General features: G+C 72.2%; 11 protein-coding genes. 7 read left to right on the top strand and 4 right to left on the bottom strand.

The window, feature by feature from the left end:
* Positions 1 to 138: 138 nt before the first annotated feature.
* Positions 139 to 1,509 (bottom strand): hypothetical protein, encoded by a 1,371-nt coding sequence (locus tag ACFV9Q_RS06310; protein WP_377233660.1) that lies wholly within the window; start codon positions 1,507 to 1,509, stop codon positions 139 to 141.
* Between the two features lie 205 nt (positions 1,510 to 1,714).
* Here ACFV9Q_RS06310 and ACFV9Q_RS06305 point away from each other — a divergent pair, with 205 nt between their 5' ends.
* Together ACFV9Q_RS06305 and ACFV9Q_RS06300 are read left to right on the top strand one after the other, a co-directional pair.
* A complete protein-coding gene (locus tag ACFV9Q_RS06305) occupies positions 1,715 to 2,053 on the top strand; it encodes a hypothetical protein (protein ID WP_377233659.1) in 339 nt (112 codons plus the stop codon).
* Between the two features lie 79 nt (positions 2,054 to 2,132).
* On the top strand, positions 2,133 to 3,089 hold the full coding sequence (locus ACFV9Q_RS06300) for a ribonuclease Z (RefSeq protein ID WP_377233658.1): 957 nt from the start codon (positions 2,133 to 2,135) through the stop codon (positions 3,087 to 3,089).
* 133 nt (positions 3,090 to 3,222) lie between these two features.
* Here the strand turns inward: ACFV9Q_RS06300 and ACFV9Q_RS06295 are convergent, their stop codons facing one another.
* The gene (locus ACFV9Q_RS06295; protein ID WP_377233657.1) at positions 3,223 to 3,978 is read right to left on the bottom strand and encodes a hypothetical protein; all 756 of its coding nucleotides are present in this window, start codon (positions 3,976 to 3,978) and stop codon (positions 3,223 to 3,225) included.
* 182 nt (positions 3,979 to 4,160) lie between these two features.
* Between ACFV9Q_RS06295 and ACFV9Q_RS06290 the strand changes: the two genes are divergently transcribed.
* Both ACFV9Q_RS06290 and ACFV9Q_RS06285 read left to right on the top strand, forming a co-directional pair.
* Entirely contained in the window at positions 4,161 to 5,285 is a 1,125-nt protein-coding gene (locus ACFV9Q_RS06290) for a MerR family transcriptional regulator (protein ID WP_377233656.1), read from the top strand.
* 96 nt (positions 5,286 to 5,381) lie between these two features.
* Positions 5,382 to 6,134, top strand: coding sequence for a tyrosine-protein phosphatase (locus tag ACFV9Q_RS06285; protein ID WP_377233655.1), 753 nt, complete (start codon positions 5,382 to 5,384; stop codon positions 6,132 to 6,134).
* On the opposite strand, the gene ACFV9Q_RS06280 is transcribed toward ACFV9Q_RS06285, so the two are convergent.
* Positions 6,106 to 6,672 (bottom strand): GNAT family N-acetyltransferase, encoded by a 567-nt coding sequence (locus ACFV9Q_RS06280; protein WP_377233654.1) that lies wholly within the window; start codon positions 6,670 to 6,672, stop codon positions 6,106 to 6,108. The genes ACFV9Q_RS06285 and ACFV9Q_RS06280 overlap by 29 nt on opposite strands.
* Before the next feature lie 167 nt (positions 6,673 to 6,839).
* Between ACFV9Q_RS06280 and ACFV9Q_RS06275 the strand changes: the two genes are divergently transcribed.
* Positions 6,840 to 8,216 carry an NAD-dependent malic enzyme gene (locus ACFV9Q_RS06275; RefSeq protein ID WP_377233653.1) on the top strand — a complete coding sequence of 459 codons (1,377 nt, stop codon included), beginning with the start codon at positions 6,840 to 6,842 and terminating at the stop codon, positions 8,214 to 8,216.
* A 113-nt stretch (positions 8,217 to 8,329) separates the two neighbouring features.
* On the opposite strand, the gene ACFV9Q_RS06270 is transcribed toward ACFV9Q_RS06275, so the two are convergent.
* Positions 8,330 to 8,524 carry a hypothetical protein gene (locus ACFV9Q_RS06270; protein ID WP_377231552.1) on the bottom strand — a complete coding sequence of 65 codons (195 nt, stop codon included), beginning with the start codon at positions 8,522 to 8,524 and terminating at the stop codon, positions 8,330 to 8,332.
* A gap of 111 nt (positions 8,525 to 8,635) precedes the next feature.
* Here ACFV9Q_RS06270 and ACFV9Q_RS06265 point away from each other — a divergent pair, with 111 nt between their 5' ends.
* Positions 8,636 to 9,658: an LLM class flavin-dependent oxidoreductase gene (locus tag ACFV9Q_RS06265; protein WP_377231551.1), complete on the top strand. Its 1,023-nt coding sequence runs from the start codon at positions 8,636 to 8,638 to the stop codon at positions 9,656 to 9,658.
* 117 nt (positions 9,659 to 9,775) lie between these two features.
* Positions 9,776 to 10,345: a carboxymuconolactone decarboxylase family protein gene (locus ACFV9Q_RS06260; RefSeq protein WP_377233652.1), complete on the top strand. Its 570-nt coding sequence runs from the start codon at positions 9,776 to 9,778 to the stop codon at positions 10,343 to 10,345.

The following is a 10,345-nucleotide window of genomic DNA, read 5'->3' as shown; positions in this document are numbered from 1 at the left end:
ATGACAATTCCCAAACCCAGGACGGACTCCGGGACACCGAATCCCGCAACCCAAGCCGTAAAGCCCCCGGCAACGATAGGCGAACACGGGTATTTCCCCGGCGGCTTGCCCGGGGCCCGACCTGTCAGATCTGACCCGTCACACCAGCGGGTTGCCGATCGGCGGCGTCTCCAGCCGGTCGAAGTCGAGCTGGGGCACGCCCTCGTCCGGGTCCGGGCCGAGCGGCGGCCGGGAGTCGGCACGGGCATCGGTCCGGGGAGCCGGCATCAGGATGGGCCGCAGCTCCGGCCCGAGCGCGGACCGCGAGTCCTGGCGGGAGTCCTGGCGCGAGGTGCGCTCGTTCGCCGCCGGCTCCTCGCGGACCGTCTGGCGCATCGTGCGGTCCACCGGCGCGGCGTGCGCCTCCTCGAAAGCCCGCACGATCGACCAGGGCAGACGGATGTAGCCCTCGACGTCGAACCCGTTGGCGATGGCCCAGGCACGCATCTGCGCGGGGGTCGCCCGACCGCGGCCGTCGGTGGGCTTCTTCGACCCCGAATCGTCCACCAGCTTGGGGAAGTCCACCGGCGTCGCCTCGACGATCGGCTCGATCACCGAGTCCCGGGCGCAGCCGATCGTGTCGGCGACCCGCCACAGCTCCTGACGGGCCTCCAGGTGGTAGCGGTCGGCCTCGATCGCCTGACGCACCAGGGCGTCGAAGAACGCCTTGCGGGCGGCGGCGGCCGCCTCGGGCGTCAGCCGGTACAGCGGCTCGGCCTCGGCCAGCCCCGCGGCGGTCTCCGCCGTCAGCCGCCCGTCCTGGAGGGTCTCCGCGAGGAGCGACAGGTAACCGTTGGTCCGCACGTCGGCGACGGCGGCGATCGCGTCGGCCAGCGGCTGGCCACCGAGCGTCGTCAGCACGCCCGGACCACGCCGGCCGGGCCACGGCCGTGGGGCGTCGGCGGTTCGCGTGGGCCCCTCCGGCCACGGGTACACCCACGCGCGCAGGGTGACCTGCAGCAGCTCCGGCAGGTCCGGCAGGCCGGTGGCGCTCTGCACGAAGCGGGCCAGCAGCCCGGCCACGGCCCGCGCCTCGCTGAGCGGGCTGGAGTTCGGCAGGCCGCCCTCGTACGGGACCCCTGCGGCGGTGCAGCAGTCCGACAGCCGGCGGTGCACCAGGCCGGGCAGGTAGTGGTAGCTCGCGTCGATGATCGTGAGCTGGGCGAGCGTGGGCAGCTCCCAGCCCAGGTGGGACAGCTCGTTGCGCAGCACCTCGATGCCGAGCCGGCCGTTGTGCGTGACGATCGCCATCTGCGACAGGCGCTCGCGCAGGGTGGCGGCGACGTCGGCCAGCGCGATCCACGCGCCGTCGGGGTGCAGCACGGCCGACCACTCGTCGACCACCCCGCCGCGCTCGTCGACGCGCACGACGGCTATCTCTCGCAGGCGTGCCCCAGCAAGCTGGATCCCGGTGATCCGGGTCGACACCGCTGCGTACGCGGGCTTGCCCACGCGTTCGTCCCTCGCCATGCGCGTCCTTTCTCGACAGCCGTGCCGCCGTTGGCGCTACGACGCGCCACAGGGTGCCATCTGCGCGAGAGTCCTGAAAGTGGAGATCGTACGAATATGTCGGATTCTGTGAAAATCACTACCAAAGATAGCGGACCGCCCCCCGATTATTAACACTTGCGGTGGGTGTTTGGCCACCGTCTCGGGCAGGGCAAAAGGGGAGGTCATGATGCTGGCGAAGCTTTCGATCATGGACTGGCGCGCCATCGCGGCGCTCGCGTTCGCTCTTCCGTACGTCGCTCTGACACTGCTGGGTGATCGGTTCGGGTGGTTGCAGCTCTCGGCTTCGGATGCTCTGACCAGCCCAATCACCATTGTGGCACTGGGTTGCCTGCTTGCCGGAGCAGGCCTCGCGCTGACCCCGGCGATCCAGGGCGGGGCCTACCCGGTGCTGAACATCCTGGTGGGCGCGACCATGCTGGCGGGCTTCGGCTGGGCGGTGCTGGTGCTGGCCCAGGCGCGCTACGGCTGCGACCCGCTGAACGTCTTGCCCGGCTGCGGGTGATCTTTGGAAAGTTAAGGACCTAGTCGTTATCGGGAGATTTTCCCGTGCCGACGGCCGCCCGCCGGGACACAATGCGAGCGTGTTCCAGCGTCCAGCCCACCACCGCGTCTCGAGCCGCGAGCTCGTCGCGCTCGGCACCGCGAGCCAGGTGCCCACCAGGACCCGCAACCACAACGGCTACGTGCTGTTCTGGGACGACGAGGTCATCCTGTTCGACCCGGGCGAGGGGTCGCAGCGTCAGATGCTGCACGCGGGGATCTCCGCGACGGCGCTGACCCGGATCGCGATCACGCACCTGCACGGCGACCACAGCCTCGGCCTGGCCGGCGTGGTGCAGCGCATCAGCCTGGACGCGGTGCCGCAGACGGTGCCGGTGACGTTCCCGACGTCGGGCCGCCGCTGGATCGAGAACCTGTGCGACGCCACCGCCTACTACCACCAGGAGCGTCTGGCGCTGCAGGGGTTGAGCCGGGACGGCGTCGTGCCGCGCGTGCCGGGGGAGCTGCACGGACCCGCGGTGCTGCGCGCAGCACGGCTGGACCACTCGCTGGAGGCCTACGGGTACCGGCTCGACGAGCCGGACGGCCGCCGCATGGTCCCGGAGCGCCTGGCGGCCGAAGGCATCGCGGGGCCCGACGTCGGGCGCCTCGCCCAGGAGGGCACGCTGCGGACCGAGCGGGGCGTGGTCCGGCTGGAGGACGTCAGCGAGCCGCGGCCCGGCCAGTCGTTCGCGTTCGTCATGGACACCCGGATGTGCGACGCCGTGGGCGACCTGGCCGACGGCGTGGACCTGCTCGTCATCGAGTCGACCTACCTCGACCGGGACCGGCGCCTCGCGAACGACCACGGGCACCTGACGGCCCTGGAGGCGGCGACGGTGGCCGCGCGGTGCGGGGTCCGGAGCCTGGTGCTGACCCACTTCTCGCAGCGGTACACCGACCCGGGCGAGTTCGAGAAGGAGGCCCGCCAGGTGTTCGACGGCGAGCTCACGGTCGCGGCCGACCTGGACCGGGTGCCGGTACCGCGGCGGGTGTGAGGGGCCGCCGCCCTGCCCCGGTCCGAGCCGGGCCGGGCCGGGCCGTCAGCGGTGGCGTGGATGATGTGGGTGATCTACTCTTGTGGTGCAAGCCAGGGCAGGTCTCCTGGTTAATAGTTCGGCCGCGGCCCTTTCAGTTCTCACTGAGGGGGCCGTCAGGCATTTCTGGGACAAGTGCCGGCTGCTGGGCGGCGACGGTCGAGACGTGCTGATGGGACACCAGCCACATCTCCGCCGACGGCTCGATCTCCCGGAGCACCCGGCGGGCGGCCTTCAGCTGCAGGATGACGACGGCGACGACGAGCAGCGGCTCCAGGTGTGCGACGCGGTTGCGCAGGCGGTGCAGACGATCGACGTCGCGGACCAGTTCCCGTACGGGCCGGCGCAGGCCGGGAAACGCCTGGCAGATCGCCTCCTGCCACAGCAGCTGCCGCCCGGGGTCACGGCCGGGGAGCAGAAAGCGCCAGGTGCCGAACGTCAGCTGGGCGAGGACGTCGTCATGCGTCACCGCACGTTGGCTGGCGGCCGAGTCCTTGACGGCAAGCCTGGCCCGCCGGGTCGCCTTGTCGATCTCGTCGCGACGCACGATCCGCTCGATCAGGCGTGACGGATCGATCAACCACTCCTGGCCGTGGGCTCGGCCCGATGTCGGATCGACCTGGGTCGCGTTCCACAGGCGCAACCTCGCGTCGATCGCGTTGCGAAGGAAGACCTCGACCAGGTGCAGCATCTTGTAGACCGCCGAGGACATCTCGACGTTCCACTGGTACAGCGTGAGCGCCGCACGCACGTTGCCGCCGCACGCTCGCAGGTACGGGGCGAGCCGGGGCGCGCTGAGCAGGGTCGCGACCGCGCGATGATGGGTCGCGGTCAGGGTGGGGACGGCCATCGATGACTCCTCGGAGCTGGAACTGAACGCTTCCAAGGCTCGCAGAGTTGGGACCACTTGGCCTCCGTTGGCGCGTCTTGTTGCTTATACGCAACGGCACCTCGACCCCCTTGACCTTCACCCTGGGGGAACCACCAGTCTCCTGAGCACCGGCGACCCCCGCCGGGGACGAGGATGACGACGTGGGCGGCGACATGGAGCACCTGAGCATCGGCGAGTTCGCCCGGACGTCCGGCCTGACGCCGAAGGCGTTGCGCCTGTACGACGAGCTCGACCTGCTCCGGCCGGACCGCGTGGACCCGCTGACCGGGTACCGCTGGTACGCGCCCGCCCAGCTCGACCGCGCCTGTCTGGTCGCGCGGCTGCGCCTGATCGGCATGCCCCTGGCCCGCATCCGCGAGGTCGCCTCCGCGCCGGCGGGCGTCGCGGCCGACCAGGTGCGGACGTACTGGCGTCAGGTCGAGGCCGACACGGCCTCCCGCCGCGACATCGTCGCCTCCGTCGTCGAACACCTGCGCACGAAGGAGACCATCATGCAGATCTCAGGCCCCACGCTCACGGCCCGCAGCGCCTGGCGGCTCGGCCAGGGCGCCCGCGCCGCCCAGCAGGACGCGCTCCACGCGGGCGGTTGCCTGTTCGTCGTCGCCGACGGGTTCGGGCCGCACGGCAGCCCCGTGCCCGCAGCTCTGGCCGTCGAGGCCTTCGCAGCGGTCGACTCCCCGGCGGACGACCCCTGGTCGGCGACGGACGGCGACCCCGCCGCCGCGCTCCTGGCCGCGACCGGCGAGGCCGGCCGGGCGATCACGGCCGAGGCCGCCGGCCTGGCCGACCCGTACCACTTCGGCTCCACGGTGACCGCGGCGCTCCTGGTCGGCTCGACGCTGTTCAGCGCCCACGTCGGCGACTCGCGGCTCTGGCTCGTACGGGACGGCCGGGCCGAGCAGCTCACCCGGGACCACACCGTCGTCGCGGCGCTGATCGAGGAGGGCCGGCTCACCGAGGACGAGGCGCGCTCCCACGAGGACCGCAGCCTCCTGAACCGGGCCCTCGTCCCGGCCGGGACCGGCGGGCACTCCGACGCCGGGCCTGACCTGGCCACGACCGAGGTCCGGCCCGGGGACCGGCTCGTCCTGACCGGCGACGGCGTGCACGCGGTCCTGGCGACCGACCACCTCGCGGCCCTCCTGACGCGCGAGGGCGACCCCGACGCCGTCGCGCAGGAGATCGCCGACGCCGTGGAGGCGGCGGGCGCTCCCGACAACTACGCGCTCGTCGTCGTCGACCTCGCCGACCCGGCGGACGCCTGAGTCGGACGCTCGACCTGGACGCCTGACCAGGTCCTGCTGTCCACGGGCAGTTCTACCCGTTGACCTGCCCGTGGGCCCCCAACCACGATGCCGCACATGAGCAACCCGGTGAACCTCCAGGTCTGGGACGGCGCCGTCAACCTCCGCGATCTTGGTGGCCTGCCGCTGGAGGACGGCGGGACCACCGCCGCGGGGCGCGTCTGGCGTTCGGGCGCTCCCGAACCCATGACACCGACCGGGTGGGCGGAGGCCGTCGACGCCGGGCTCACGACCGTCGTCGACCTGCGCAACCCCGCCGAGGTCAAGCAGGCGCGCGACCTGATGCCCGACGCCGTGCGGCCCTGGGAGGTCGTCACGCACCACACCCCGACCGAGGACCCGGGCGACCCGCACTTCCTGGAGACCTGCGGCCCCTGGCTCGACCACCCGCGCTCCTACGCGCCGAACATCGCGATGTACCCGCACCTGTTCGGCGGGGTCTTCCGGGTGGTCGCGGACGCTCCTGGGCCCGTGCTGGTGCACTGTGCGGCCGGCCGCGACCGCACCGGGATGATCACCGCCCTGCTGCTGTCGCTGACCGGCGTGGAGCACGAGGCGATCGCGCGGGACTACGAGCGCGCGTTCCGGGGCACCACGCACCGCGGCGGCGGCGTGGCCTACGACGTCGAACGCGGCGCCTGGGTGCAGCACCGCGGCGAGACCTGGACGGCCCGCCAGCTCGACGAGCGTGTCGGCGAGCGCCGTGCGGCCCTGCTGGAGTGGCTGGCGGACCTGGACCCGGTCGCCTACCTGCGGTACGCCGGGCTGGACGAGGCGCGCATCACGAACCTGCGGGAACGTCTGCGGTAGCCGGCTCGGCAGCGGGCAGCTCGGTAGCCGGCAGCTTGGTAGCCGGCAACTCGGCAGCGGGCAGCTCCAGCGTCATGAACACGCTGTTCGGGTCCAGGACGTAGCTCCCGAACGGCCCGCACTCGACGAACCCGTGCCGGGCGTACAGGCGGCGGGCGGCCGCGAAGTAGTCCTCCGCGCCGGTCTCCAGGCTCACGCGCTCGTACCCGCGCCGCGTGGCCTCGGCCAGGACGGCGCCGAGCAGCGCCGAGGCGACGCCGCGGCCGCGGGCGTGGCCGGCGGTGCGCATGGACTTGATCTCGGCGGACGTGCCGTCCGGTCCGGCGGAGCCGCCGTCCAGCTCCTTGAGCGCACCGCACCCCAGCAGGGTGCCGTCGTCGTCGCGGGCGGTCCAGAAGGTGATCGTCGGGGCGAGCAGCGCCGTGTGGTCCAGGGCGTGCACGCTCTCGGCCGGGGAGGTGGCGAACATGTCGGCGAGGTGCTCGTCGAGCAGGAGCAGCACGTCGTCGCGCGCGGGGGAGTCGGGGGAGACGTTCACGCTCCTATCCTGCACGCCCCGTTCCTGCGTACCGCTCGCGGGTACGCCGTCCGTATGCCGGGCTCGTGTGGCGCACGTCACGTTCGGACGGTAGGAATCTCCAGGTGCGCGCACGCCCGTGCGCCGCTTGCCGGCCGACGAGGGCCGGAGGACCGAGGAGAACAACGATGTCGCTGCCCAGCCCGAGCTACACGATCACCCTGCGCGTGGAGGTGGCCGCCTCGCAGCGCGCCACGAGCACGGTGGTAGCGGCGGTAGCCGACGCCGGGGCGGCGGTCATGGGTGTGGACATCGCGCACTCGACGTCGCACGGCTTGGTCGTGGACGTCACGTGCGACACGATCGACGCGGAGCACGGCGAGCGGGTCGTGGCGGCCGTCAACGCCGTCGAGGGCGCGGAGGTACTCAAGTCGAGCGACTCGACGTTCCTGATGCACCTGGGCGGCAAGATCGAGGTCACGAACAAGGTGCCGCTCAAGACGCGCCGCGACCTGTCGCGCGCGTACACGCCGGGCGTGGCGCGCGTGTGCCTGGCGATCGCGGACAACCCGGAGGACGCGCGCCGGCTGACGATCAAGCGCAACACGGTGGCCGTGGTCACGGACGGCACGGCGGTGCTGGGCCTGGGCGACATCGGCCCGGCCGCGGCGCTGCCCGTCATGGAGGGCAAGGCGGCGCTGTTCAAGGAGTTCGGCGGGGTGGACGCCTGGCCGGTGTGCCTGGACACGACCGACACGGACGAGATCGTGCGGATCGTCAAGGCGATCGCACCCGTCTACGGGGGCGTGAACCTGGAGGACATCGCGGCGCCGCGCTGCTTCGAGATCGAGGCGCGGCTGCGGGAGGAGCTGGACATCCCGGTGTTCCACGACGACCAGCACGGCACGGCGATCGTGGTGCTGGCCGCGCTGGTCAACGCCCTGAAGGTCGTCGGCAAGGACCTGGCGGACGTGCGGATCGTGGTCTCGGGCGTCGGCGCGGCGGGCAACGCGATCATCCGGCTGCTCAAGGCGCAGGGCGCGCGGCACATCGTCGCGTTCGGCCGGGACGGCGCGCTGCACCCGGGTGTGGTCACGGACGACCCGCACCGGCGCTGGCTGGTGGACAACACCAACGTCGACGGCTTCTCGGGCACGCTGCAGGAGGGCCTCAAGGGCGCCGACGTGTTCGTCGGGGTCTCGGCGGGCGGGATCCTGTCCGGTGCGGACGTGGCGCAGATGGCCGAGGACGCGATCGTGTTCGCGCTGGCCAACCCGACCCCGGAGGTGGACCCGCTGGAGGCGGCCGAGTCCGCGGCGGTGGTGGCCACGGGGCGCAGCGACTACCCGAACCAGATCAACAACGTGCTGGCGTTCCCGGGCCTGTTCCGGGGCCTGCTGGACACGGGCGCCACGGACATCACCACGGAGCTGCTGCGCGTGGCGGCCGTGGCGATCGCCGAGGTGGTCGCGCCCGACGAGCTAAACAGCGCCTACATCATCCCGGGCGTGTTCGACCACCGGGTCGCGGAGGCCGTGGCGGACGCGGTGCGCAAGCAGGTCTGAGGCCCTTCCGGGCCACGGTTCCGGACATACCTTCCGGACATACCTGAGGCCCTGTCGGACGGCGGTGCACGCCGTGCGACAGGGCCTCGGTGCCGAGCGTCCCGGGGGACGGGTCAGCCGATGCCGCCGATCGTCGAGTTCACGATGCCGCTGACGACAGCGGCGGTGCCCAGGACGAGGACGAGCAACGCGCCGGTGGAGGCCACCAGGGGGATCCACCAGCGCACGGTCTCCGGCTGGGTGCGACCGTAGAAGTGGTCGGGCTGCGCGGAGGTGGTGCGGTCGAGGAAGGCGTCGTTGTTGCTCACACTGATAGATACGTTCCAGGAGCCCGAAACGATGCCCCCGCACCGATAACAGTTCGGGAACGTTCGTCAGGTCCGGGACGGGGCACGTGCCCCGAGGGAGTTGAGGTCAGCGTGAAGAACATCGGGTTCCTGTCCTTCGGTCACTGGACACCGCATCCGCAGTCGGGCACCCGCTCGGCGTCGGACGCGCTGCTGCAGTCGATCGACCTGGCCGTGGCCGCCGAGGAGCTGGGTGCCGACGGCGCCTACTTCCGGGTGCACCACTTCGCGCGGCAGCTCGCCTCGCCGTTCCCGCTGCTGGCGGCGATCGGGGCGCGCACCAGCCGCATCGAGATCGGTACGGGCGTGATCGACATGCGCTACGAGAACCCGCTGTACATGGCGGAGGACGCCGGTTCGGCGGACCTGATCTCCGGCGGGCGGCTCCAGCTCGGCATCAGCCGTGGGTCACCCGAGCAGGTCATCGAGGGCTACCGGCACTTCGGGTACGAGCCGGCCCCGAAGGACGCCGGCGGCGCGGACCTGGCCCGGGAGCACACGGCCCGGTTCCTGGAGCTGCTCGACGGCGAGGGCTTCGCCGAGCCGAACCCGCGCCCCATGTTCCCCAACCCGCCGGGCCTGCTGCGGGTCGAGCCGCACTCCGACGGGCTGCGGCAACGCATCTGGTGGGGCGCCGGCTCCCGCGCGACGGCCGAGTGGACGGCGGCCCAGGGCATGAACCTCATGTCGTCCACGCTGCTGACCGAGGACACCGGTGTGCCGTTCCACCGGCTGCAGGCCGAGCAGATCCAGCGGTTCCGCGACGCCTGGGCGGAGGCGGGGCACGAGCACGAGCCGCGGGTGTCCGTCAGCCGCAGCATCTTCCCGATCACCGACGAGCGTGACCGCCAGTACTTCGGCATGGAGGTCTACAGCGAGGACCAGGTGGGCCACCTCGACACCGGGCCCGCCCGGTTCGGCAAGACGTACGCGGGCGAGCCCGACGCGCTGGTCGAGGACCTGCGCGAGGACGAGGCGGTCGCGGCCGCCGACACGCTGCTGCTGACCGTGCCCAACCAGCTCGGCGTCGACTACAACGCGCACGTCATCGAGAACATCGTCAAGCACGTGGCGCCGGCGCTCGGCTGGCGGTGACCCGGGTGCGGTGACCCGGGTGCGGTGGGCGAGTCCGGTGGGCGAGTCCGGTGGGCGGGTGACGATCTCACCCGCCCACCCGCTGTCGGGCCGACGACGACGGTGGGACGCTCGAACATGACCATCATCAGGACGCCCGAGCCCGCCGAGGCCACCGGCGCCTGGGCCGAGGGGTACGCCGGGGACCTCCGCGAGCTCGGCTACGTGCCCAGCCACACGCGGGTCATGGCCGTCAACCCGCAGGCGCAGCGCGCGTTCGAGGACCTGACCCGCGCGATCGCGCAGAGCATCGGCCTGCGCCTGTACGAGCTGGTCACCCTCGCCGCCGCGGGCGCCCTGCGGTCGCAGGCCTGCCGCCTCGCCCACGGGCGCAAGTCCCGCACCGTGTTCGACGACGCCCAGCTCGAACGCATCGCCCTCGACTACCACGCCGCCGGGCTCAGCGAGCTCGAGGTCACCGCCATGGAGCTCGCCGAGCGCATCAGCCGCGACTCGACCGCACTGACCGAGCAGGACACCCGGCGGCTGCGGGACCTCGGGCTCACCGACCGCCAGATCGTCGACGTCGTGCTGGCCGCGGCCGCCCGGAACTACTTCAGCCGCGCCCTGCACGCCCTCGCCGTGCCGCCCGACGTCCCGCCCGACCTGCCGGACAGCCTCCGGGAGGCCCTGCTCACCGGGATGTGA

The sequence above is a fragment of the Promicromonospora sp. NPDC059942 genome (assembly GCF_042731755.1).
Lineage (GTDB): Bacteria > Actinomycetota > Actinomycetes > Actinomycetales > Cellulomonadaceae > Promicromonospora.
The sequence above is the reverse complement of the archived record's forward strand: the minus strand, read 5'-3'. Positions and strand labels throughout refer to the sequence as shown.